This is a genomic window from Thalassospira xiamenensis M-5 = DSM 17429 (assembly GCF_000300235.2).
Classification (GTDB): domain Bacteria; phylum Pseudomonadota; class Alphaproteobacteria; order Rhodospirillales; family Thalassospiraceae; genus Thalassospira; species Thalassospira xiamenensis.
On the sequence record NZ_CP004388.1, the window covers coordinates 980,921 to 1,005,306 of the forward strand.

Below are 24,386 nucleotides of genomic sequence, written 5' to 3' on the forward strand. Positions count from 1 at the left end.
CGCGATTTTGCGTTTAACAGGATCATGATGATCACAGCCGCCACACCGCTTTTAAACGTTGCCGAGATTCACCGCAGCATCGATTTTTACCGTTTGCTGGGTTTTGAGGTGGTGGCGCGTACCTTGTCCGACCTGGATGAGCAACCGGTCTGGGCGATGCTGGAGGCAGGTGACGGGGATACCAGAATACGTTTGATGCTGGCCGCGCATGGCGGTGTTTCACATGAAGAACGCCGGATGCGGCCATCCTTTGCCGGGCTGGTCTGGTATCTGGAATGCAATGATGTTTACGGCATGTTTGACGCGCTAAACGATGCCGGGTTCAAGCCAGAGCCGGTGACGGAGCTTGAGGACGGCACGCATCAGTTCTTTGTCCGTGATCCGGACGGATATGAAATTGCGGTGACAGAACCCAATGGTTACACGGTCGGGTAGCTGATTTTCAGGACTTCAAGCTCGTCCTCGCCTGCTGGCGTGCGTAGCGTCACCACATCACCGACACCGGCTTTCATCAGGGCGCGTGCGACGGGTGAAATCCAGCTTATTTTGCCTTTGAGGCTTTCGGCCTCGTCCTCGCCAACGATGCGGATGGTGACTTCTTCGTCCCGCGCATTCACATATGTAACCGTGGCGCCAAAGAAAACCCGGCTGTGGTCGGGTTGTTCGTGCGGGTCGACAACAACCGCGTCCTCGATCCGTTTGCGCAGATAGCGCACCCGGCGATCAATTTCGCGCAGGCGCTTCTTGCCATAGATGTAATCGCCATTTTCCGACCGGTCGCCATTACCTGCCGCCCATGAAACCACTGCAACGGTTTCGGGCCGTTCCTTTTTCCACAGGTGATCAAGTTCGGCGCGAAGGGCGGCAAGCCCTTCGGGGGTCATGTAAATCGGTCTGTCCATCAGCGGGTTTTAACCCAAATGAACGAGAGGGAAAAGAGGGATCAAGCGCCGCAGCATGCGGGATGCGGCGGCGCTCTGTTAAAGGCAGAAGATGACAACGATTTACGCGGTTGCTTCCGAACGCAGGGCCTTGTCGTCAATCGGCATATGGACAAGGGCTGCAAAGATGCCCAGCGCAATCGACGTGATCCAGACGCCATCGAAACTGCCGGTCATATCAAAGATGATCCCGCCCATCCATGCGCCAAAGAATGCGCCGATCTGATGGGACAGCATCACAATGCCAAACAGGGTCGCCATATAGCGCGGGCCGAAAACCTGTACGATGAGGCCACTGGTTAGCGGCACGGTCGACAGCCAAAGCGCTCCCATCAGGGCAGAAAACAGCCAGATGGTTTCGGCGGTTTTGGGGGCAAGCATGAACAGTAGAATGACCAGTGCTCGCATGCCGTAAATAAACGACAGGCTCCATTTTTTTCGCCATTTGCCGCCCGCCCAACCGGCCGTCAGGGTGCCAACAATGTTAAACAGGCCAACAATCGCAAGCCCCTGTGCCGCGACCGAACCGGGTAACCCGCAAAGCTGGGTAAAGGTTGGCAGGTGGGTTGCGATCACCGCGATATGGAAGCCGCAAACAAAGAAACCGGCATTGAGCAGCAGGAAACCGCGATGTTTGCGCGCCTCGTGGAAGGCCGCGACCAGCCCGGTCGGTCCAAGATCGGCACCACCTGAATTGGGGCCATGGGCCTCGGCCTTGCCGGTAAGCGCAAAGGCAAAGGGCACGATGATCATCGACATGACGGCAAGAATTGCAAGGGCGGTGACATAGCCATAACCGTCATTAAGAAACTGGGTTGTCGGGGCCATGACAAACTGGCCGACCGATCCCCCGGCGGATGCCAGACCAAGGGCGAAGCTGCGTTTGTTCGGCGGAAAGGCGCGGCTGATAGCGGCCAGAATGACCGGGAAACTGGTCGCACCGACACCCGCCCCGATCAGGAAGCCTGATGTCAGATGCAGTTCAAGTGGGGAGGTCGAAGTCCCCATGAGATACAGACCCAGCGCATAAAACAGCGCCCCGCCGATCAGGGTGCGGGTTGTGCCATAGCGATCGGCAAGGGCACCGGCAATCGGGGCGGCAACACCCCACATCAGGTTCTGAATGGCAAAGGCCAGACCAAAGGTCGAGGCACTCCAGCCCGTGGCGGTCAGCATATCGGGGATGAACAGGCCAAGCGACGGGCGGATGCCAAGATTGACTGCCAGGACAAGACAGCCAGCGACAAGAACAAGCCAGGGAAACCACTTGGCGGTGCGAAGAGTGGGGCTCATCGGGCTACTCCGGAGCGGATTTCAATAATTGTTCCGATTTTGAACGCGATGGTGTAATGCGTCCAATTCATTCGGGTTATTGTACTGATAACATTTGCGCATTATTATCTGGCAGCGGATCGGATATCGCTCCGGCTTCGACGACAATTTTGCCAACGGTATCAATGATATCATCAAGATCGGTATTGGCCTGACGGCGGATCAGCATGATCCCCATATTCCAGTTCATGCCTGGAATATCAAGGATGCGAATGCGGTTTGCCGCCGGACTGTGCATGCAGAACCGCCGTGCCATGATGCCGTATCCCGCACCGGCGGCAACCATTTCGATCTGCAATTCAAGGGCGGAAACTTCGAGCACGGACTTGAACTGTACCCCGTTCTGACGCGCCCACGCATTTCCAAGTGCCCGGAAAGTACAGCCATCCGGCATCAGAACCATTGGATGTTCGGCCAGTTCGGCAATGTTTTTCGGGTGGTGTTTGGCCGATCGTGGTCCGATGGCAACGATTTGGTCATCAAGAAGCTTTTGCGCGCGCAGACTTGCCGGAATATCTCGGACATCGGTCCCACCGATTGTGCCATGTGGACCATCCAGCGACAGCATGGCATCAATTTCACCCCGCCGCATCAGCGGCAACAGCTCGCTTGACCAGCCGCTTTTGATCGTAAGCGACATGTCAGGAAAACGTGTGTGCAGGTCGCGCAGTTCACGTGCTGCCAGCAGAGGCGCTGCCCCGTGGCTGACGCCAAGGCGGAAGGGGCCCGTCACGGCATTGTTGCCGGTGATGCTTTCGGTGAAACCGTTAAGGCGGCGCAAAAGATCACGGGCTTCGGCCAATGCACGATGCCCGGCAGGGGTTGGTTGCAATGGTTTCAATGACCGGTCAAAAAGCTGTGTGCCAATGCGTTCTTCAAGGCGCTGGATGCGGCGCGTGATAGCGGGCTGCGTCAGGCCAAGGTGGGCCGCCGCCCCATGAAAGGATTTTTCATCGGCCACGGCAATCAATGCCTGAAGTTCGCGGGTATCCATGACGGTCACCTGTTGTCACAAAAGATGGTTCAGGATCGCGCAAATCGGCTATTGATGCAAGAAAAGCATCGGTATCGTTAAGTTGATGCGAGTTCTGCATGAGCTGGTTGTGTCGGAAGCTTTTTCATCTTTGCTTTGCAGATGCTGGCCGCCGCGGTGTAACCGCCATCGGCTCCATCTAGGAAATGCAGGTGGGAGTCCGTTGCAATATCGGGAACGATGCAGGTCATCAGTGCTTCGTCCTGCTGTTTTATCCCAAACCAGATATCACCATTGTTTTCGGCATCCGACAGCAACGTTTCGATTTGTTCTGTTTGTGGTGCTGTGCAATTGACAGTCAGCCATATACCATCGCCAAAGCGTCGGAAATCAGTATTGAGTTTGGTTTGTTCGCGATAATGCACCGGATCGAAATCGCCAAGATTCCGGCCAGTTTTGAACAGAAACAGGGCAACGCAGGAGACGAAAAGCGCCTTGCACCATGCGCGCAGTTTTGATCCTTCGGTTCCCTGTGTTGCCAGTGCTTCGAGGCGCAGGCTTTGCCAGCCAATCCGGAAATCGGGACCGGATTCCGGGACCGGATTGCTGTCGCGACGGTCCTGTTCAAGGATGCCAAACAGGGCGGTTGCGCAACGGTCAAAACGGGCACGATCATCGCGGGGCAGCATGATTAGTGACAGGATTTTACATCCATCCTCGGCCCGGATCGGCGACCATCGGCACGAAAGTCCGGTCAGATCGGGCTGCGTGCCAGACGGTGCCGGGGTAATCAGGTTATGGCCCTGTTTCATCTGTTCTTCGGCCCAGGAAATGCCGCGCCCGGAAAATACCGCATAGGCCAGCTTTTTTGATGCGAGAAAACGGGCAACCCGGACACTGTGACCACTTTTTCGGATTTCGTCGATGCGGACCAAGGCAACCCGCAAATCAAAACGCAGTTCTTCGCTTGCCCAGATGGCGGTCGCGGCAAGGGCATCGCGGACGGCGGGAACCTTGTCGGGTGGGCAGGCAATCGCTGCACCGTCCCCGCTAAAGATGAATGGAAAATCCGAATGTCCGATGGCATTGGTGGCTGCGGCAATGACCGACGCGCCGACCATATTGACTTCCTTGTAACGGCCTGCTTCGACCGCCTTGGTCGATCCGACGATATCGGATGTGCCAACCCACCAGTCATCGGGCAGTTCGCGATAAATTGACGGGTCAAGAACCTTGGCGAAATCGTCGAACACCGGGATGTCGAGATAGGGATTGATCAAGGGCATCTCTGGGGTTGGCGGGGCCAGTTCATGGCACCATTAATAATGAGGCGGAGGTGCATCATCTTCTGGTGATGTACGCAGAAAATCGACAAGCCGTTTTATATCTTCGGCCATTAATTTGTTGCGCCGTTCCAGCAGGTCGATCCGGTCCCACTGTGATTTGATCATGTCGGACATGTCATGTATCGAGCTTTCGAGATGGGCGATGTGGATTTCGAGTTCGTCGATACGGTTGCTTGCGTCTTGGCTCATGGCGCGATGGTTGTCCCGCTTGGATGGGTGAAAACTTGCCGGGGACAATGCCCTGTGGCAGGAGTAAGACACCAACCTAGCACAGATCAGAAAGATTGGTTAGCAGGCCCATGAGCGAATTATCCATCCTCGTCATTCTTGGCGTCGTTACAGCACTGATCGTGGTCTATGCCATCCGGTTGCGTGCGGTGCCGATGCCAAGTGGTCGCAAGGCACGCAACGAAATCATATCCTATCTTCCCAAGGAACCCTGCCGGGTGACGGATTTCGGATCGGGATGGGGCGATCTGGCGATCAATATCGCGCGTGCCCGACCCGATATAACGGTGACCGGGATTGAGTTATCGCCGCTACCCTATGCGGTCAGCCGCATTCGCGCGCGGCTGGCACAGCTTGAAAACCTGTCGCTGGTGCGCGCGGACTTCAGAAAGCACGATCAGAATCCGGGGGATGTTGTGGTGTGCTTTCTTGACCCGCGGGTGATGGCCGATGTCGGCGATGTGTTAAACCAGCGCATGGCACCGGGCGGGATTGTGATTTCACGCGCTTTTGCCATTCCAGGCTGGCAGGCCTTTGGCGAAGTCCCGATGCAGTCGGGATCGGATATGCTTTACCTGTACCGAATGGGATCGCATCTGCCAGGATGAGGCGCTGTCTGGTTTGCAAAAAGCAGGGTCGCCCAAGGACACCCTGCTTTTTGCGTGTCATTCTTCTTCGTAAATCTTGATCAGGGCGGAATGGTCAAGATCGCCGCCGCCCATTTCGATCAGTTCTTCGTAAAGTTCAAGGGCGAGCCGCGAGAAGGGCAGTTCAAGGCCCAGTTCGCCTTCTGAAAATTCAAGCGCCTGATACAGGTCCTTGCGCTGGGTCACGACCTTGCCACCTGGTTCGAAATTGCGTTCGATCATGCGTTCGCCGTGCTTTTGCAGGATCGCGGAATCCGCAAATCCGCCGGTCAGTGCGGAGCGCAATTTGCCAAGATCGACCCCGGCTTCGTCGGCCATGGAAAAGGCTTCGGCAATCGCACCGATAGTGATGCCAACGATCATCTGGTTGGCGGCCTTGGCGATCTGGCCGGATCCGATTTCACCGACATGGGTGACGCGTGATCCAAGCACGCCAAAGACTCGCTGGACACGTTGAAAATCTTCTTCTTCGGCACCGACCATGATGGTGAGCGTACCGTTTTCAGCCCCGTGTGTTCCGCCTGATACCGGGGCATCGATCCAGTGACCGCCGGCTTCTTCGACGGCATCGGCAAAGCGCCGGGTGGCGTCGATGGCGGTCGTGCCCATGTCGACAACGATGGTGCCTTCTTCCATGCCGTCAATCACGCCATCCTCGCCAAGCAGCACGTTTTCAAGGGCTTCGGTATTGGCGACACAGATGATGACGATATCTGCATTCGCCGCCGCATCGGCCGGGGTGGGCGCGGTGGCAACGCCCAGATCGTCAAAGGCATTGAGCGTTTCGGGATTGCGCGTATTGACGGTCAGGATCGCCCCTGCTTTTTCGAGATTGAGGGCCATAGGACGGCCCATCAGTCCCAAACCGATGAATGCGATGTTTTCCCCGGCAAGTGCGGTCATAACGGTGTTCCTTCGTTTTGGCCAACGCGTGGGCCTTCGATGTGACGATCAAAAAGCGATCAGACGATCAAAATCATCCCGGCTGGTTGAACCGGGTGGGCGGCAGTCAAATCGCAAGTGCGGCCATAACATGGCGGTCTGACAAAGAAAGCAGCAATTCAGGGCGTTGCCCGGTTTTATGCGCGTTTCGTTCGGTTTCCGTCGTTATCGGCCGACGCTATGTCGTCGGAATGGAAATTATGTGGTCGTTCTGTGCCGTCTTTGCGCGATTGACTAAAACTCGCCGGGGCGGACATATCGCGCGGCCATGGCGCGTTCAATCGCGGCACTCACAAGGCGGTCAATATCGAGCCGATGACGTATCAGTTCGAGAATACGAAGTTCTTCCTGACTGATTTCGCTGTCAGACAGGACAATTTCGCAGGCAAAGACATAAGCGGTTTCGCGCAATTTGCGCGGCAGGGCTTCGCGGATCATGTCCAGCGTGCTGTCCAAGCCGTCTTCTTCGGCAAGCAGTTTGGCGCAATCGCGCGCAACCGCGGTGACACCGTCATTGTCAAAGCCGGCAAAAATCGGAAGATAGCGAACCCGACGCCCCATTGCGGACAGTTCCGCATCGGTGATGTCGTTATCCGAGGCCGAAACCATAACCATTGTGTAAATCAAGGCGTCCTGATGTGAGATCACGATGATTACTCCTTTTCCGGGTGACTGACCGTTAACGGGTATTCCCGCGAAACGTCGACGCACCGGTTGATGGCGTGTGACAACTCCGATGGACATAGAACCTAAGACGGTATTTGATCCCCGGCAACAGTTAACCGGTTAAATATTCACGATTTTAATGATTGCGTAGTGAAATGTGGCGCATCCTTTGGGCGTCGGAACACAGGGGGGCTTGCTGCGCGTGCATGTGCAGGGGCTGTGAACCGAAGGGGATGCTTAAAAAATTACAACATGTTAGCGTCAAGAACGCATCGCATTCTCTCTTGGGAATAAAATAGGCCTTTGCAGCGCATGGGGTAAAAGTTATGGTCTCGCAGCGATAACAAAAATGACGAATAAGCTGGGTATGGGAGTTATCATTTCAAGCAATGCTGCGGGGACTCTTGCGGCGTTGATTGGGCATCTTCGTGTCCCGTCGGGGGTTTATGATCCCATCGGCGAGAGCCTTCTTGTCAATGCGCCATGGGCGCAGACGATTTCACCCGACCTTGCCGATGATACCTGGCACAAGATTGATACCCATCCCCAAATCGCCCAAAATATCCGTGAAATCAGTGCCGAGGCCCTAAATGCCGTCGGATATTTTTCGCGTGTCGATAAAATTGATGGCCGCGATGTCCAATTCTTTGCCTGGCAGCTTTCATTCTCCGGACAGGTTTTCATCCGGATCATCGCCCTTCAGGACGCAGATGCGACGACTGGTACCGGGGTTCTGATTTCGCCGCAGCCTGTTCTGGTGGTGGAGCGTGACGGCGGTTTGCGATTCTCCAACAAGGCAGCCGAGCAGGCCGCCCTTGAAATGGGGCTGCCTGGAGCATTGTCGCTGACTAAACCATCTGGCCAGCGTGCTCTGATCGAAGACGGCGAAAACATTGCCGACTGGGATGACATCCGAACCGTGCATTACGGGCAGCGGATTTATCAGTGGCAACGCATGCCGTTGCCGACACAGGATGCGATTGCACTTTTCGGGCAGGAACGCACCCGCGAGGAAAGCTATCGCCGTGCCCTTGAACATGCTGTGCACGGTATTATCGATCTGGCCGCCGATGGCACATTGACCAGTGTGAACGAAGAAGCCGCGACATTGTTTGGCTATGACAATGTTCGCGAATTGCGCCAGGCCTATATTGCCAATAGTGAAAAGTTTTATGCCCGGGCCGAGGATTTGCGGGATTTGCGTCGCGACCTCGTATCCGGGGCAGGGATTCAGGCGCGCGATATCGAAATGCGCCGTCAGGATGGCAGCCAGCTTTGGGTGCGGATCAATGCTACCGAAATTCGTGGCGAAGGCGGATCGCTTCTGGGTTATAGCGTCACGGTTACCGACATCACCAAAAGCCGTCAGGCGGAATATGATCTGCGCCGCCGTCAGGAACGTTATCGCGCGCTGGTCCAGACCGCAGGCAGCGTGATCCTGTTCCTTGATAGCGAAGGTCGCATTCTGGAATATAACCGTGAATGCGAATGGACATTCGGCTTTTCCTGGATGGAAGCCGCCGGGCAGAATTTCTTTGATTTCCTGTTGCTTGACGGTGAACGCGATCAGGTGCGTCAGGGGATCAAACGCCTGATTTCCGGCGAGATCATCAAGGACGAAGTCATTTCATTCCGGCGCCGCGATGGCGAGGTTCGCCTGTTGCAATGGAATGCGCGTGCGCATTTCGGTGAGGATGGCGACGTATCGGGCGTGATCTGCATCGGGCAGGATGTGACCGAAAAGCTGTCGGTCGAACGTGCCCTTCGCCGGGCCGAAGAAAAATATCGCGGCATTTTCGAAAATTCCGCCGAAGGTCTTTATCAGAGCCGCCCGCTTGGCGATATCCTGTCTGCCAATCCGGCCTTCGTATCGATCCTTGGCTATGACAGTGCCGATGAATTGCTGGTGTCCCAAGCCGGGTTTTCGCAATGTTACCTGAACCCGACCAATCGTCTGCGCCTGACGGGAAAGCTTATGCGCGATGGCGTGGTTCAGGGGTTTGAGGCCGAGATGCGCCGACGCGATGGCAAGATCATCTGGGTCGAGGAAAATGCAAGACTGGTACGCGATGACAAAGGTGTTCCGGTTCTGATCGAAGGATCGATCACCGACATCACAGATCGCAAACGCAGCGAAGCACGTATCCAGTTTCTGGCCCATCATGACGGATTGACCGGACTTCCGAACCGCACCCTGTTTCAGGAGCGCCTTGCAGCCGCGGTCAAGCGTGGCAAGCATGAAAAGCGCAGTTTCGTGCTGATGCTGTTTGATCTGGATAACTTCAAAGACATCAATGATACGCTTGGGCATCCCATCGGCGATCTGCTCTTACAGGGGGTTGGCGAACGCATGCGGGTTTGTCTGCGCAACGAGGATGTGGTCGCGCGCCTTGGCGGGGATGAATTTGCCGTCCTGATCCATGATCCGGGCACGGTCGAGGAAGTGACCCTTGTTGCACAGCGCCTGATTGAACGGGTTTCGGAACGCTTCATGCTGGATGGGAACGAGGTGCAGGCATCGACATCGGTCGGTATCTGCATGTTCCCCCAGGACGGGCGCGATGAAAAGGACCTGTTCCGCAATGTCGATCTGGCGCTTTATTGTTCCAAGGCCGAAGGACGTAACCGGTATCATTTCTTCGAACCGCGTTTGCAGGTCGAAGTGCAGGAACGCAAGGCGCTTGAACGCGACCTTAGTCATGCGATTGAAAATGACGAGCTGGAGCTGTTCTATCAGCCGATTATTGATATCGCGAACCACAAGATCATCGGAATGGAGGCGCTGGTGCGCTGGTTCCATCCGTCCCGCGGGCAGGTCAGCCCGGTCGATTTCATTCCTGTGGCCGAACGCATGGGCATCATTGCCGATGTTGGCCATTGGGTGCTTAATCAGGCTTGCAAACAGACCCGGCAATGGCTCGATGCAGGATATGGCGAACTGACGATTTCGGTCAATCTGTCGCCGCTGGAGCTTGCCCGGCACGAAGACCTGATTGAAAGTGTCGGCGATGTTCTGGAACGGTCGCGTTTGAACCCGACCCAGCTGCAGTTTGAAGTCACTGAAAGTGCGGTGATGGATAACCCGCGCGAAGCGGCGATCACGCTTGGCATTCTGCGAAATCAGGGCATCCGGATTGCAATTGATGATTTCGGCACAGGTTATTCATCGCTGGCCTATCTGAAACGATTCCCGGTCGACAAGATCAAGATAGACCGGTCGTTTATCATCGACCTCGACAGCCGCGATGGCAATGCCGCGATTGTGCGCGCGGTGGTGTTCCTGGCGCGGTCGTTTGGCATGGCGGTCAATGTCGAAGGGATCGAAACCGAAATGCAACTGGAACGCATCGTCTCTGAAGGCGTTGATGAGGTACAGGGCTTCTATTTCAGCAAGCCGATCCCTGCCAGCGATTTTGAAATGCTGTTGAAATCGAATGTAACCATGCCGTTCGATGTGTCCTTTGGCGGGAACACGCGGCCGCACTGATCATGCAGGCGACCGCATTCCCGGTTTTCAACAGGTTTCGTCCGTTATCACGCGGCGCGGTGATCCCAGAAATCTCCGGCCTTCTGGCGCACGCGATCCCGGTCGATCACGACCGTTGACGGGCGAGACCGGCTTTTGCGCAAAACACCCTGACGGCGAAGATCAGCAATCATGCGGCTTGCGGTTTCGGTGGTTGTGGCAATGATGCTGCCCAGCTTGTCGCGTGTCGGCAGCGGGCAGTGATCATCCTTGGCACTCCAGAGCAGGAAACGGCAAATCCGGCGCATCGCCGATCCGGTCCCCAGATTGACCTTCCAGTTATAGCCATCGACAACCTCGCGTGCGAGCAGCCGCAGGATCGCCTGTTGCAGTTCGGGATTGGTCGCCTGTGCCATTCGGATGCGCGCAACCGGAATGCGCATCAGGACCGTTGGCGTCAGGGTTTCGCTGATCAGTGAAAGACCCGGTTCGACAACCGTCTCAAGCCCGATCAGATCACCGGGGCGGAACACGCGGCAGACTTGACGTTCGCCATCTTCGGCATAATGACATTGCATCACAAGGCCCGACAGGATGCGATAGATATATTCGCCTTCCTCTTCGTGGTGCCCGATGGCGGCATTGGCCCCCATATCAAGGGCCGGGTTTTCAGCAAGTTTCTCAAGATGTTTCAAGGCGTCTTCGTTGTTCATGGGGAACTCCCGATGGCACAAGGGAGATACGCGGCACGTTGCGGGGTGCCGCGTATCGACACCAGATCTTTTATCCAGCCGGATGGCCGGGTTGCATTGTCGAACCTTCAGGCCACGCGCAATGACCGGGCGGGGCGGGCCACAAACAGCCAGTCCAGGAACCAGATCACCAGCATGGATACACCGACGACCGGGTAAATGATTCCGCCAATCCCAAGGATCACCGTCACCCCGATCAGGCTTTTTGTCCGGCGCGGCAAGGGCGGTATGCCCAGCGATCCGGCCGGGCGGCGTTTCCACCACATCATCCCGCCAGATACAGCCATAAAGACAATCGCGGTACAGACAATCATCAGCACAATCTGGTTGATCACCCCGTATTCCTGACCCATATGGACATTGATCGCCCATTCCATGATGCGGCCAAAGATGCCGTAGTCCTGATATCCCATATCAATCAACGGTCGACCTGAATATTGGTCCAGATGAATGACGCGCTGCTGGGACAGGTCATCGGGATAAATTGATGCGCTGTAAACACCGGTTTCACTGCTTGGCAATGAAATCGCATAGCCGGGTGCAATGCCAAGTTCCGCGAACTTTGCCACGGCGGCATCTATGCCAAACGGAGTTGGTGTGCCACCATTGGCAGTTGATGTGCCATCAATCGATAACGGGATCTGGGCGTTTTCGGTAGTCCAGCCGGTTTCACCAAAAGCCTTGATCATCGGGACGGACGAAAGGGGCACATCGACGCGAACACCCGATGGATAGCCGCTCGGCGTACCATTGGCGAATTCGTTGGCATATTTGCCCCAGAATACTGACCAGAACATGCCGGTCGCGGCCAGAAACACGATAAAGAAGCCAACGAAAATGCCGGTAACCGCATGGGCATCGCGCCACCAGCGCCGACGCGCCGGGGTATCGCGCACGGTTAGAACGCCGCCGCTTTGATTGTCACGCGGCCACCAAAGATAGGTGCCTGTCACGACCAGAAGGATGCTCCATCCCGCGGCGATTTCGATCAGGTAATTGGTAACGGTACCAAATTCGGCCAGACTGTGAATGCGGCGGATCAGCCACATGATCGTGCCGCGATCTGGCATCGATCCCAGCACCAGCCCGGTATAGGGATCGACATAAACCGACCGGCGATCACCAGCCGATGTGGCAATGACGATTTCGGTGCTACGGTCCGGCGAGGTCGGCGTGATGATTTTGACCGGTTTGTCCCCGACGAAATAGCGCACGGCATCAACCTGTGTGCTGATCGGAAGTGGCGGTACATCCAGAACATTGACGAATTTCAGGTCGGAATAGACCCAGTCATCGATTTCGTCACGGAAAAGATAGGCTGCACCAGTGACGGCCAGAAGAATCATAAAAGGCAGAACAAAAAGTCCGGCATAGAAATGCCAGCGCCAGACAGCGCGATAGAGGCTGCTTGTCCCTTTTGGCGCATTTTTGGCATGAGCCGATGCGTTTGGCATCACGATATCCCCAATTCGGTCGCGGGTCTGTCGGGATACGGGCGCATTGGCCCGATGATCCCTACCCGGAACTCAAACAATCTGAAGTTGACCATGCTGGGTGGTCCGGGGCCAGTAAGGGCAACGGACATCATCCATCAGGCCGGGAGACACTCAGACGGGAAAGGGCGGGGCGCGGGGCGATGCCGCAATCGGACAGAAATCATGCAGGCGTGCCGTGATATGAAGGGCGGTGACCGCATTGGACATTCGCACGCGATGGATCAATGGCAATTCCGGTTCGACGGGCAGGCCGACCGCATGATTGCCAAGGCCGCAAATCGCGCATTGGAATCCTTCATAGGCACTGGAATGAGGGGAAGAACCGCCTTCTTCTGTTGCACCAGCCGGGACAGATATCGTCTTGATGCCATTGGCGGTACAGATGATAAGCGGGATAAAGTTCTGATCGGCGTTGCCACCGACAGCGGCCGGGGTATTGGCAAGCGCGACCGGCGCATGCATAAAGCCGAACATCAGGGCGTTTGCCAGCAAAAAGCACGCGACAGCAACCGACAGGCTGCGTCTGAGTGCCGAATATATCTGGCGGGTTCTGATCACGGCTTTCAATCCATTCCGGAAAGATACCTGCCTTCAATAATCCCTTGAAGGCAGGGTGTCAAAACCTCTTGGTGTGAACCACTTATCAGCAATTTTTTATAATCGTTCCTATAACAATTGAAATTCGCTGATTTGACTTGGTTGCGACGAATTGCACCAACAGTGTTTTGGCATTCTGAAAGCCAAAAAATTTTGTCTCAGATTTCGAAACGCCGGTTGTGACGAAGGCTGTCAAAGCTTCCAGCATGCGGTTTGCAAATAGTTTTCGGTAAAACTCCTGTTTGGGGCTAGGCTTCATTACCTGCTTTGGTCATTTGCGGAGAACCCCCCTATGCATGCCTATCAGCACGGTGGTGTGCCAGAACAGAAAACGCCCATATGGTCTGCGGTTCGTCTTAACCGGGCGGTTCTGATTTTGACCGTTGTCGGCATTGTCACCCATTTTGCCTTGATACCGGTTTCGATCTCTGTACCGGTTTTCGGGCATGCCGCGATGGATTGGCCGCTTTTTGCAGTGATTGCACTGGGCGGCGGGGTTCTGATTTTTGAAATCGTGCAAAAGGCGCTTGCCCGGGATTTCGGTGCGGATTTTCTGGCGGTGATTGCCTTTGTCACCGGTGTGGTGTTGGGCGAATATCTGGCGGCGGCGCTGATTATCCTGATGCTGAGCGGTGGGCAGGTTCTTGAAGCATTTGCCATGCGCAAGGCATCTTCGGCGTTAAATGCGCTTGCCGATCGGATGCCGCGTGTGGCGCATCGCAAAGACGGCGAAAACATTACCGACATCAGCCTTGATGACATCGTGGTCGGTGATCTGATTGCGATTTTCCCGCATGATACTGCCCCGGTCGATGGGGTGGTCGTCGATGGTCATGGCGCCATGGATGAAAGTTACCTGACCGGGGAGCCGTTTGTTGTGGCCAAGGCACCAGGGGCATCGGTGCTTTCAGGTGCGATCAACGGAGATGCGGTTCTGGTCATTCGGGCGGAGAGGCTTTCAAGTGAGTCACGCTATGCCCAAATCATGCAGGTCATGCAGGAAGCCGAACAGAAACGCCCGAAAATTCGCCGGATCGGGGATCAGATCGGGGCGTGGTTCGCCCCGTTTGCTTTGTTGGTTGCTTTTATCGCTTGGTATCTGAGCGGTGATTCCGTGCGGTTTCTGGCAGTCCTGGTCGTGGCAACGCCTTGTCCGCTTTTGATTGCCATTCCGATCACGATTATGAGCGCGATTTCCATGGCCGCCAGACGGGGCATCGTGATCAGCGATCCGACGGTTCTGGAACGGTTACCGACATGTAAAACGGCAATTTTTGATAAAACCGGAACACTGACATATGGCCGACCTGAACTGGTCGAAGTTCTGCCCGCCAGCGGTCATGGCGCGAACGAGGTTTTGCGCCTGGCCGCCAGTCTTGAACGGTATTCAAAACATCCGCTGGCAACCGCGGTGCTGGCAGCGGCAGAAAGCCGCAAACTGGCGCTTGGCGATGTGGCTCGAGTATCAGAAAAGCCCGGGCAGGGGCTGGTCGGGGCGGTGGATGGTCAGGAGATTGCGGTGACCCACCGCAAAAAGCTGATCGCAAGTGACCCGGCCATGGCCGAAATCCTGCCGCCAGATGTCAGCGGACTTGAATGCGTGATCATGATTGATGGTGCCTATGGTGCGACATTGCGTTTCCACGATAGCCCGCGTGCCGATGGCAGGAATTTCGTCGGGCATCTCGGGCCGGTTCATAATTTCAACAAGGTCATGCTGCTGTCGGGGGATCGCGCAAGCGAGGTCAGTCATCTTTCAAAGCTGCTTGGCATTGATGAGAGTCTTGCCTCACAAAGTCCGGAGCAAAAGGTTGAAATCGTGCGACGCGAAACGGCGCTTGCGCCCACGCTTTTCATGGGGGATGGCATTAATGATGCGCCCGCGCTGGCGGTGGCAACCGTTGGTATCGCCTTTGGTAAACACAGTTCTGTAACGGCCGAGGCCGCCGGTGCCGTGATCCCCGAAAGTTCGCTTCAGGCGGTTGACGAACTGTTTCACATCAGCATGACCATGCGGCGCATTCTGCTGCAAAGTGTGATCGGTGGCATGGTGTTATCGATCTTTGCCATGGGCTTTGCCGCCTTTGGCTACATCAGTCCGGTTGCTGGTGCCGTGCTGCAGGAGGGGATTGATGTCATTGCGATCGTCAATGCCTTGCGCCTTGCCCTGGCGGGCAATATCCGCGCCGATCTTGTTGGGGATGAAAAGCAGATATCCTGAACATATCATCGACCGGAACCAAGCTTTGATGGCGGCGTTTATACAAACGACGGATCACATTTAAAGAAATCGGTAAATGAAACCAAAGGGACAGATCCATGACACTCGTTGTAAATGACGGCACGCCGGAAATGCGCGCACTTCTGGAAAAGGGACGCAAACGGCTTCGGACTGTCGGGATCGTTCTGCTTTTGCTGGGTATTCTTGCCGTCGCCTTCCCGTTTGCCACGACGATTGCGTTTAAAACCGTGATCGGCTGGTTGTTTATCATCGGGGCTGTCGGGCATTTTTACGGCGCGTGGAATGCCGATACACCAACGCGCCGCTGGATCGATGTGGTGCAAGGCGTTCTGTTCGCGCTTGTCGGCGGGTGGCTGGCCTTTTTCCCGCTGACCGGGATTGTGACCCTGACCGTGTTACTGGCAATTGCCTTTATCCTGCAAGGATTGCTTGAACTTGCCATGGCGTTCCGCCTCAGCCAGTTTCCCGGCTGGAAATGGATGCTGTTTTCCGGCGGTATCGCAGTGCTTGCCGGTGTTTTAATATTCGTGGAATTGCCAAGTGCTGCCACTTGGGCGATTGGATTGTTGCTTGGGATTAATCTGATTTCGTCAGGTTTGAGCTATCTGATGGTGTCAATGGCAATGCGAACGGTTACCAAGAGCTAAGCTGCGATTTCTGTGCCGTTCAGGATCAGATCAACCGCCGTAGCAACACCGTTTTCATGCGAAATTTGTTTGGCAATTCGTTTTGCTGTTTCGTGAACCTGTGGTGTTGCCAGAATGTCGCTTATGGCGCTGGCAAGACATTTTGCATCAAGCTTCGATGAGGGGATCAACTGGTGGGCAACGCCGATCGTGTAAAGCCGTTTGGCCCAGAATGGTTGATCGCCAAAGAACGGTACAATAATGGATGGACATCCCGCCCGTAATGTTGCTGCACACGTTCCGGCCCCCCCATGATGTATGGCGGTCTTTACATGTTTGAACATCCATTCGTGTGGTACTTCCCGAACGGCATAAATGTTGGATGGCCAATCAACACCGGAAGCAATGCCGCCCCAACCGGTTGCAATGATTGCCTGGACATTTGCCTGTTTGACCGCATCAATCAACATTTGGGCGGTCTTTTGCGGATTGGTGGCGGGCATGGAGCCAAACCCGATATAGATCAGTTTTTGACTGTTTTTGATAAAGCTCGTCATTTCGGTGCTTGGCTCGTACAAAGCATCATTTACAAACCAATAGCCCGTGACAGCAGCTTTTTTCGGCCAGTCATTTGGGCGCGCTATGATGGCGTTGCTATAGGCGTTTAGAACCGTGATGGCTCCGAACTTTTGTGATTTTAGGATATCAAATTTCTGATACGGGATGGCTTTATGCCGTTTTGATGCCCAATCGCGGAGGCTGTTGCGCAACGACAGATTAACCAACCCCTTCACAAGCTTCCCTGTCAGAAGGTTATATTTCTGGCAATCCGCCATATTGGGAAAGCCGATATGCGGATAGGCACGAGTTGGAATAAGTGCTGGTATCAACTGGGCCAGAATGGCTGGGATTGCAAAATGATCAGCAATTGCCAAGGCGCCAAAGGCTTTTGGATGAAATACTATTTTGTCTGGCCTGAGCCTATTAATGGTTTCAAAAATATCATCAAGAAGCGCACCTTGAAGGTCTCTTCCTTGCGCACGCAATTTTACGATACTGCTTATTTTCTTTAGGAATCCGGTGCCCGGATTTGACGCATTCGCAAATTGTGGTTTGTTGGTCAGATTTATTAACGCATCTGTTAAGGGCGCAAATGCGAGGCCGTGTTGTTGTACTAACGATTGGAAGCGCCCGGGGGCGGCAAGTGTAACCATATGGCCGGTTTGTTGTAACCCGTACGCCAAAGCAATGAAGGGCTGGATGTCGCCGCGTGTGCCATAGGTCATCAACAAGATATGCATATCGCGTCCTTCGGCGGAAAATGGGCGTATTGCAAAATCGATTTGTTGTCAGATGTCAGGTGAAGTTGACCCGCACAGATTACTTTAGCAGATTTCCATTGTCGGCGTTTGGCCTTAAAAACGCCCGTGTCTGTTCAATCGCTTCGCGCATGCCGACCCGTTGGACATTGACATCGTCGGGGAATGCACCCAGCAATCGCGACGGCATCCGGTTATCAAGCAGCACAAATACCCCACGGTCTTCCGCGCGGCGAACAAGGCGACCAAAGGCCTGCTTCATCCGAAGGCGCGTCAGCATGTCGTCGTATCTCGCACCATGAAATGCGGCCTTGCGCGCCCGGTGCAGGATATCGGGGCGGGGCCATGGCACGCGATCAAACACGATCAGGCGAAGGCTGTCACCCGGCACATCAACCCCGTCGCGCACCGCATCGGTTCCAAGCAGACAGGCATCGCGTTCCACCCGGAAAATATCGATCAGGGTTGACACATCCATACCGTCAATATGCTGTGCCAGAAGCTGCAACCCGGCATCGTCAAGCGGCCCGGTCAGGCGTTCGTAAACCGCACGCAAACGGTTGATTGCGGTAAACAGGCCAAGTGCACCGCCGCCGGACGCCAGAAACAATTCGCGATAGGCCGCCGCCACATGATCGGGGTTATCACGGCCAAGGTCATTGATGATGAAAACCTTGGTCTGTTTGGCATAGTCATAGGGGCTTTTCATCGCCGCCCGGATCGCAGGCATCGGCATATGCGATGCCCCGGTGCGATCTTCGGCAACACCCCAGTCAAACATCTCATCGCCTGTGCCATCGCGGAGCGTGGCCGACGTGATCACCAATCCATGGGCGGAGGGTGCCAGGGCCGCGGTCAGGGGCAATGTGGGGTCGATATGATGGCGGTGCATGCCGACATCGAAATCGCGGCCAAACTGCCGTTCGATGGCAAACCAGTCGACAAATTCCGGCGGGGTGGCATCGACAAGGCTTTCAAGCATCCCGCGCCATGCGGCAACCTGCATGATCGCACGCCGTTCAAGCGACCGGATTGCGGCATCAAGGCGTTGGCGTTCGGCACTTTCAAGCTCGTCGGCTTTTTCATCCAGCATATGGGCGATGATCTTGATCAGGGCCTTGGCCGGTTTTTCAAGGGCGGCCAAGGCGCGGTCAAGATCGGCGGCACTGGCCAGAACCGGGTCAATCGCCGGTTTGCAGTCGGTTTCAATCGAATAACCCCGGTCGCCTTCAGCGGCACGCGCCATCACCTGTGCCCGGACATGGGCAAGGAACAATTCCGCCGGGCCCTTGGCATGTTCGGCCCCGTCATGAATGCGCATCAGCCAGCCCTGTTCGGGCAGGCATTGGGCGGCGACAATCACGGCATTGACCGCATCACGAAGTTCGTCCCGATCCATGATCAGGGTTTCAAGCCGTTGTTTAAGCCCACGTGCGCGCGACTGGCCCTTGTTTTCCGCACCCAATAACCAGCGGCGTAATTCTGCCCCTTCCTGCCCGGTCAGATGGGCGGAAAAGGCTTTGTCGGCGGCATCAAAAAGATGATGTCCCTCGTCAAAGACATAACGTGTGGGCATCGATGCGTCGTCAAGCCCGCCAAGGGCGGCCTGCACCATCACCAGCGCATGATTGGCGACCACGATTTCGGCCGACCGCGCCCGGCGCACGGTTTTTTCAACAAAGCAGCGCGAATAATGCGGGCAGGCGGCATAAATGCATTCGCCGCGCTGATCGGCAAGCGCACTGGTAAACCGGCTACCGATCAGTTCGGTCAGCCATGCCGGGAAATCACCGCCGACCATATCGCCATCGCGCGTTTGCGATGCCCAGCGCGCCATAAGACCCAGCGGGATCGCCTGATGGGGCTGTTGCGCCAGCGGTCTTTGGGCTTCTTCGAAATTCAGAAGGCAAAGGTAATTTTCGCGGCCCTTGCGCACGACCGCCTTCAGGCGTTTGTCCTTGGGATCGTCATAAAGACGGTTTAGTTCCTGATCAATCTGACGTTGCAGGTTGCGGGTATAGGTTGAAATCCAAACCGCCCCGTCATTCTTTTGTGCCCAGATCGAGGCCGGGGCAACATAGCCCAGCGTCTTGCCCGTCCCGGTCCCTGCCTCGGCCAGGACGATATTGGGTGTGCCTTCGGCAGTGCGTGGCGCGAAGGCCGAACAGACGGCGGATGCATAATCGGCCTGTTGCGGGCGTTCTTCTGCCCCTTCGCCCAGAAGCTTTTTCAGCCGTTCACGGGCATCCTTTGGATCGACCGGATTGTTGCCGGGCGGCGGCGGCGGGGCATGTTCCGCCCATTCGCCCATTTTCTTCCAGACCTTAAGACCTTCATAGACGGCAAATTTATGCGGGCCGTCGCCATCGGCACCAAGGGCGGCCAGAACCGGCACGCCCCACATCCAATGCCCGCGTGCCATCGGCCATGCAATGGAAAGCGCACGTGCGCGCTTTTCACGCGGCAGGGTGGCAAGTTCCTGCAACAATCGTTTCATCGCCTCGGCCAACGCTTCGGCCTGTCCGATCAGATCATCGCAAGCCCGTTGCCCTGTCGCCATGGCAAGCCCGCGCGGGGTGGGGACGCAAAACTGCGCCGGGCGGACAAAGGCAAACAGTTCCAACAGGTCATGGGCCGGAAACGGATCGCATTTCATCCGCCGTGCCGATGCCGGGGTATGCACAAGGATCGGGCGTTGGGACCGTGCGCGTTTGGCGGCTGCGCCATGCGGCAGTTCTTCTATTTCCCCGTCGGGCGATAGAAAGACAGCATGCCGCAATCCGACGACCATGACGGGTGCGTCGGGTGGCATGAATTTGGGCGTGGGATCAGAACGATCATCGAACATTTGGGGGACTATAATGGCGTGTGTGCCGGGGCGCTACCGAGGAAATTTCAGTTCTTGAGAGAGGCGATCCAGTCAATAATATTCTGTAGATTAACACCAAGCCCACTAACAGTGGAGGTGGACAATGCATCTTGTAGGCTTTGCCGTTTGCTGAAATCCCAATAACTCTTATCAGAGTGCTGGAATATCTCATGGCACATTGCGATGATCTGTAAAGACACCTTTATGGTTTCTTCTATTTCTGAGTGTTTTACTTGGTTTTGGGAAATGTATCTCGTTAGTCGAGCTCTTTGAAACTGAAGTGCTCTGATTGTGTTGGCTAGAACCTCCTGAATATACTTAGATTGTTCGTGTTCAGTTGCGTTTGCAAAACGTGAAATTGCTTTATTTGGTACGTCGGGAAAGGTGTGAGATTGCACTTTTGTGTATCTTGTATTTGGAGCGTGTGGAAGCACGTGCGCTCCCATGCTTTCCATCTCTGTTATCAAGGCATTCGAGTAGTCGATTATTTCTGTTGCGGCTAGAGGTAAAAATGCCCGTGCCTTTCTTGCAGCGCCTTCAACGCTCCTTTCAAAATTGTCCCTTGTGGACCGAGTTTGTATGTTTATAACAACAACAGTAGCTGTAGCGGCTAGTAGAGCTAAAAATGCGCCTGCAAGAGTTTGCCAGCCATACAGTGTTTCAATCTTTGTGTCCCATTCTTCGATTTTCAGGTCAAGTTGAGGCAATATGTTCATGGTGAGAATAAAAAATAGAGTAATAAGTCCGCCAATGAAGGCGGACATCGCTGTGTGAAGTACAGAAGCAGATTGACGTTTATCCATTATCATAACTCTTTTTTCTAATGGCAGGTTCTTGGCTTCGCAGAGATAATTCGAACTTTAATCGATTTTCGCGGTGAGGTTGAAGTTTTTGCGTATATTGACTGTAAATATAAGTGCAAAATGCGCTGCATCGATTAATTCAAAAACTTGAGTATGATCAAATCCACTCAATATTTCTGGCGCGACGACGCCTTGCCGTTTGTTGAATTGCGGCGTGTGGTGGACGGGCGGGCGGTTTGTTCCGAGCGTCACAGCCACGATACCTTTTCCATTGGCACGGTGAATGGCGGGTACAGTACCTATTGGAACCGGGGCAGAACCCATGAAACGCAGGCCGGTGCCGTGGTGATCCTGAACCCCGAGGATGTGCATGGCTGCAATCCGGTCAAGGGGGCGGACTGGCGCTATGACATGCTGTTTGTTGATCCCGAATGGATTCTGGATTTGCAGATCGAAATTGATGCCGATGCGGCGGGAAAGTTCGCGGGGTTTTCCGATACGCTCAGTCACAATCCGCGTCTTTATGACGGTCTTTCCGATCTGGCCGATATCCTGATCAATCAGGACATTGATGTGTTGGGCAAGGAAACGGCAATGGTGTCGTTCTTTGGTGATCTGCATGTGCAGCTTGACCGGCGTGGCGTGCTGGATGGCGGGATCGGGTCGGTCAATGACCGCAAGATGATCCGGGTGGGCGAGTATATTCGTGCCCATTTTGACGAGACTATCAGTCTGGATGAGCTGGCCCGGCAGGCGGGCTATTCGCGATCCTATCTGGTGCGGGCGTTCAAAAAGGCACATGGCATGACGCCCTATGCCTATCTGATCAATTGCCGGGTGCAGAAAGCACGCCATGCGCTTAAACGTGGGGAGCGGATTGTTGACGTTGCCCTTGATTGCGGCTTTGCCGATCAGGCGCATTTTCAACGGGTTTTCAAGCGCCTGATGGCGACCACGCCGCGCCATTATGCGATGGCGCATGTCGCCTGAGCCAATCAGGTGATGATCAGATAGGCCGCACTTGCGACCAGTAGCAATGCCATGATCCGGTTAAACAGACGGATATGGGCGGCATCGTTTAAAAATCGGCCGAGAAACGCCCCGGCATAGGCCCAGCAGGCGACCGAGGCAAAACAGACCGCGAAATAAAGCACTGTGAATTCCCAGACCAGTGCCGGCGCACCATTGGCGGCATAGGCCCCCATGCCTGCAACCGCGGCAAGCCAAGCCTTGGGGTTAACCCATTGCAGCAATGCGCCGGTGATCATCGATGGTCCCTTGTCCGCGCGCGTTTTGCCCAATTCGCCCGATGTGGTGGCAAGCTTGAAGGCCATGAACAGCAAAAACGCCACCCCGGCCCATTGAATGACTGTCGTCAGGTTGGGAAAAATCACCAGCAATTCATGCAGGCCCAACCCGATCAGAAGCAATATCAGGCAAAAGCCGCTGGTCGCGCCGAAAACAAGTCGCAGGCTGGGCCGAAAACCGTAATGGACCCCGGAGCTGAGGATCAGGATATTGACCGGGCCGGGCGTGATCGAGGCGGCAAGCGCGAAGGTAGCCATCGACAGATAAAGGCTTGGGGCGGCGGCAAGCATGGGTTGGCGATCCTTTTAGTGGCTTTGCTGGATGCAACAATGCGCCGCAGGTCTTGGGGTTTATTGAACGATATTGCCCTGCCGGTTGTGATCGCCCATAAAAAAACGGCATCCGGGAGTTGGCCCGGATGCCGTCTTCGACGGATCAATTACCTCGGGGGAGGGGATCCGCTTAGTTTTCTGTCAGTTTCATCAACTGACTTGCACAGGCGTCGGCGATTTCCGGGGTCGGGGCATCATTGCCAGGCATGGTGGCCCAGCCTTGAGCTGCGACGAAATCATCACGCTTGTAGGAGCTTTCCTCTTTAAGGGCGGCAAGCTGCATGGTCTGATTGGTGGGGGTCTGGGTTTTGAACTGCGCAACACAAATCGGGGCGAGGGCGGTAATGACCGCATCCTTGCTTTGCGTGTTGGCCATTTCGGCTGCGGTGCTGCCCGAAACGACCCAGCTTGCGCTAAAGCCGATGATCGTGATGGCAACGGCACCGATAACACCGCCCCAGATTGCGGGTTTTACCCAGACTGGAATTTCCATATTCATAATATATTCCCATTGATTTTGTGAAATTTATAAACAATTGCTCGTTTTTATTTCACTCAATGAAATCATTTTGGCACCATTTTAGCAAATGAACTATATTTTTATATAATTGATGTGGCTATTGTGTTTTCGACAATTTGCGCGTTTCGATTTTATTGTGTATTTTGTTTTGACGAATATTATGAAGATCCAAGTAGGTTGGCGATCCAGCCCGCGCCACCGGCAATCATTGCATATCGTGCCGCCTTGCCAATCGTCACCAGCACGATAAAGTGCAAAAAGCGCACCCGCATGACACCGGCAAAGAGTGTTAGCGGATCCCCGATTATCGGCAGCCACGCCAGCAAAAGCGACCAAAGCCCGTATTTGCCAAACCAGTCTGAAGCACGATCAAGGGCATCTGGCGATACCGGGAACCATCGCCGATCCTTGAAATGATCGATATACAGCCCAAGCCCCCAGTTGACGCACGAGCCCAGAACATTCCCCGCCGTCGCGACGACAACCAGCCACCACGGCGCATGATCACCCGACGCGACAAGAGCTGCCAAGGCCACCTCGGACGTGCCGGGCAGGATGGTGGCGGATGTCAATGCCGACAGGAACAAGGCGAAAAGCACGGATAAAGGTCCCGTTCAGGTCAAATGAGCTGGATCAGGCGAAGGCAGGAATTAAGTTCAGGCTTCAGGATTTAACGGTGAATTTCTGAATGCTGACCGGTTCTGCCAGTAATTCATCGCCAAGGGCGCCAAAGGCGCGCAGGTATGGTGTTTCAAAATGAAGGGCGAGGTCTTCGTCAGAGCGCCAGTTTTCATACGCCATCCAGATCGCCGGATCTTCGTTGGACTGATGAATATCGTAACTGATGCAACCTTCTTCGTCGCGCGACGGTTCGACAAGTGCCAGAAGCTGTTTGCCAAGTTCGGCTTCCTTGCCCGGTTTGGCGCGTGCGATGGCAAGAACGGTAAGCTTGGTGGTCATCAATGTTTCCCATGAAATTTT

Annotated in this window: 23 protein-coding genes and 1 pseudogene; 6 read left to right on the forward strand and 18 right to left on the reverse strand. The window is 55.1% G+C overall.

Going from position 1 to position 24,386, the window contains the following annotated elements; all coding sequences use genetic code 11:
• Positions 1-24: 24 nt before the first annotated feature.
• Entirely contained in the window at positions 25-435 is a 411-nt protein-coding gene (locus TH3_RS04490) for a VOC family protein (protein WP_007090477.1), read from the forward strand.
• Here TH3_RS04490 and greB read toward each other — a convergent pair.
• The 5 genes from greB to TH3_RS04515 form a co-directional block, all read right to left on the reverse strand.
• Positions 420-902, reverse strand: coding sequence for a transcription elongation factor GreB (gene greB / locus TH3_RS04495; protein ID WP_082242444.1), 483 nt, complete (start codon positions 900-902; stop codon positions 420-422). The genes TH3_RS04490 and greB overlap by 16 nt on opposite strands.
• A gap of 102 nt (positions 903-1,004) precedes the next feature.
• Positions 1,005-2,234, reverse strand: coding sequence for an MFS transporter (locus tag TH3_RS04500; protein WP_007090475.1), 1,230 nt, complete (start codon positions 2,232-2,234; stop codon positions 1,005-1,007).
• Between the two features lie 76 nt (positions 2,235-2,310).
• The gene (locus TH3_RS04505) at positions 2,311-3,267 is read right to left on the reverse strand and encodes a LysR family transcriptional regulator (protein WP_007090474.1); all 957 of its coding nucleotides are present in this window, start codon (positions 3,265-3,267) and stop codon (positions 2,311-2,313) included.
• A 77-nt stretch (positions 3,268-3,344) separates the two neighbouring features.
• Complete coding sequence (locus tag TH3_RS04510) at positions 3,345-4,532, reverse strand: DUF3095 domain-containing protein (RefSeq protein ID WP_007090473.1); 1,188 nt, start codon at positions 4,530-4,532, stop codon at positions 3,345-3,347.
• Between the two features lie 33 nt (positions 4,533-4,565).
• Positions 4,566-4,781, reverse strand: coding sequence for a SlyX family protein (locus tag TH3_RS04515; protein ID WP_007090472.1), 216 nt, complete (start codon positions 4,779-4,781; stop codon positions 4,566-4,568).
• 110 nt (positions 4,782-4,891) lie between these two features.
• Between TH3_RS04515 and TH3_RS04520 the strand changes: the two genes are divergently transcribed.
• Positions 4,892-5,428 carry an SAM-dependent methyltransferase gene (locus tag TH3_RS04520; protein WP_007090471.1) on the forward strand — a complete coding sequence of 179 codons (537 nt, stop codon included), beginning with the start codon at positions 4,892-4,894 and terminating at the stop codon, positions 5,426-5,428.
• A 57-nt stretch (positions 5,429-5,485) separates the two neighbouring features.
• On the opposite strand, the gene TH3_RS23405 is transcribed toward TH3_RS04520, so the two are convergent.
• The 3 genes and pseudogenes from TH3_RS23405 to TH3_RS04530 all read right to left on the reverse strand — a co-directional run bounded on the left by TH3_RS23405 (position 5,486) and on the right by TH3_RS04530 (position 7,057).
• Positions 5,486-5,899 (reverse strand): NAD(P)-dependent oxidoreductase, encoded by a 414-nt coding sequence (locus tag TH3_RS23405; RefSeq protein WP_255356857.1) that lies wholly within the window; start codon positions 5,897-5,899, stop codon positions 5,486-5,488.
• Positions 5,882-6,391, reverse strand: a pseudogene (locus tag TH3_RS23410) (NAD(P)-dependent oxidoreductase); the annotation flags it as partial. The gene TH3_RS23405 and the pseudogene TH3_RS23410, both read right to left, overlap by 18 nt.
• Positions 6,392-6,643: 252 nt before the next feature.
• The gene (locus TH3_RS04530; protein WP_007090469.1) at positions 6,644-7,057 is read right to left on the reverse strand and encodes a tellurite resistance TerB family protein; all 414 of its coding nucleotides are present in this window, start codon (positions 7,055-7,057) and stop codon (positions 6,644-6,646) included.
• 367 nt (positions 7,058-7,424) lie between these two features.
• On the opposite strand from TH3_RS04530, the gene TH3_RS04535 reads away from it, so the two are divergent.
• Positions 7,425-10,562 (forward strand): sensor domain-containing protein, encoded by a 3,138-nt coding sequence (locus TH3_RS04535; RefSeq protein ID WP_233421839.1) that lies wholly within the window; start codon positions 7,425-7,427, stop codon positions 10,560-10,562.
• Between the two features lie 47 nt (positions 10,563-10,609).
• On the opposite strand, the gene TH3_RS04540 is transcribed toward TH3_RS04535, so the two are convergent.
• The 3 genes from TH3_RS04540 to TH3_RS04550 form a co-directional block, all read right to left on the reverse strand.
• On the reverse strand, positions 10,610-11,254 hold the full coding sequence (locus TH3_RS04540) for a Crp/Fnr family transcriptional regulator (RefSeq protein ID WP_007090467.1): 645 nt from the start codon (positions 11,252-11,254) through the stop codon (positions 10,610-10,612).
• 107 nt (positions 11,255-11,361) lie between these two features.
• On the reverse strand, positions 11,362-12,747 hold the full coding sequence (locus TH3_RS04545; protein ID WP_007090466.1) for a PepSY-associated TM helix domain-containing protein: 1,386 nt from the start codon (positions 12,745-12,747) through the stop codon (positions 11,362-11,364).
• 153 nt (positions 12,748-12,900) lie between these two features.
• On the reverse strand, positions 12,901-13,347 hold the full coding sequence (locus TH3_RS04550; protein WP_139192148.1) for a DUF2946 family protein: 447 nt from the start codon (positions 13,345-13,347) through the stop codon (positions 12,901-12,903).
• Positions 13,348-13,678: 331 nt separating this feature from the next.
• On the opposite strand from TH3_RS04550, the gene TH3_RS04560 reads away from it, so the two are divergent.
• Both TH3_RS04560 and TH3_RS04565 read left to right on the forward strand, forming a co-directional pair.
• Positions 13,679-15,607, forward strand: coding sequence for a heavy metal translocating P-type ATPase (locus TH3_RS04560; RefSeq protein WP_007090463.1), 1,929 nt, complete (start codon positions 13,679-13,681; stop codon positions 15,605-15,607).
• A 98-nt stretch (positions 15,608-15,705) separates the two neighbouring features.
• Complete coding sequence (locus TH3_RS04565) at positions 15,706-16,275, forward strand: HdeD family acid-resistance protein (RefSeq protein WP_007090462.1); 570 nt, start codon at positions 15,706-15,708, stop codon at positions 16,273-16,275.
• Here the strand turns inward: TH3_RS04565 and TH3_RS04570 are convergent.
• From TH3_RS04570 to TH3_RS04580, 3 genes are all read right to left on the reverse strand, one after another.
• Complete coding sequence (locus TH3_RS04570) at positions 16,272-17,555, reverse strand: glycosyltransferase (protein ID WP_007090461.1); 1,284 nt, start codon at positions 17,553-17,555, stop codon at positions 16,272-16,274. The genes TH3_RS04565 and TH3_RS04570 overlap by 4 nt on opposite strands.
• Before the next feature lie 79 nt (positions 17,556-17,634).
• Positions 17,635-20,421 (reverse strand): ATP-dependent DNA helicase, encoded by a 2,787-nt coding sequence (locus tag TH3_RS04575; protein ID WP_007090460.1) that lies wholly within the window; start codon positions 20,419-20,421, stop codon positions 17,635-17,637.
• Between the two features lie 47 nt (positions 20,422-20,468).
• Positions 20,469-21,245 (reverse strand): PH domain-containing protein, encoded by a 777-nt coding sequence (locus tag TH3_RS04580; protein WP_076519620.1) that lies wholly within the window; start codon positions 21,243-21,245, stop codon positions 20,469-20,471.
• Positions 21,246-21,398: 153 nt separating this feature from the next.
• Between TH3_RS04580 and TH3_RS04585 the strand changes: the two genes are divergently transcribed.
• Positions 21,399-22,235, forward strand: a complete 837-nt coding sequence (locus tag TH3_RS04585) for an AraC family transcriptional regulator (protein ID WP_007090458.1) — start codon at positions 21,399-21,401, stop codon at positions 22,233-22,235.
• 5 nt (positions 22,236-22,240) lie between these two features.
• Here the strand turns inward: TH3_RS04585 and TH3_RS04590 are convergent, their stop codons facing one another.
• From TH3_RS04590 to TH3_RS04605, 4 genes are all read right to left on the reverse strand, one after another.
• Positions 22,241-22,843, reverse strand: a complete 603-nt coding sequence (locus TH3_RS04590) for a LysE family translocator (RefSeq protein ID WP_007090457.1) — start codon at positions 22,841-22,843, stop codon at positions 22,241-22,243.
• A 172-nt stretch (positions 22,844-23,015) separates the two neighbouring features.
• The gene (locus tag TH3_RS04595; RefSeq protein ID WP_007090456.1) at positions 23,016-23,384 is read right to left on the reverse strand and encodes a hypothetical protein; all 369 of its coding nucleotides are present in this window, start codon (positions 23,382-23,384) and stop codon (positions 23,016-23,018) included.
• A 179-nt stretch (positions 23,385-23,563) separates the two neighbouring features.
• Positions 23,564-24,004 carry a YqaA family protein gene (locus TH3_RS04600; protein WP_007090455.1) on the reverse strand — a complete coding sequence of 147 codons (441 nt, stop codon included), beginning with the start codon at positions 24,002-24,004 and terminating at the stop codon, positions 23,564-23,566.
• Positions 24,005-24,068: 64 nt separating this feature from the next.
• Positions 24,069-24,365, reverse strand: a complete 297-nt coding sequence (locus tag TH3_RS04605) for a putative quinol monooxygenase (protein WP_040060546.1) — start codon at positions 24,363-24,365, stop codon at positions 24,069-24,071.
• Between the last annotated feature and the right edge of the window lie 21 nt (positions 24,366-24,386).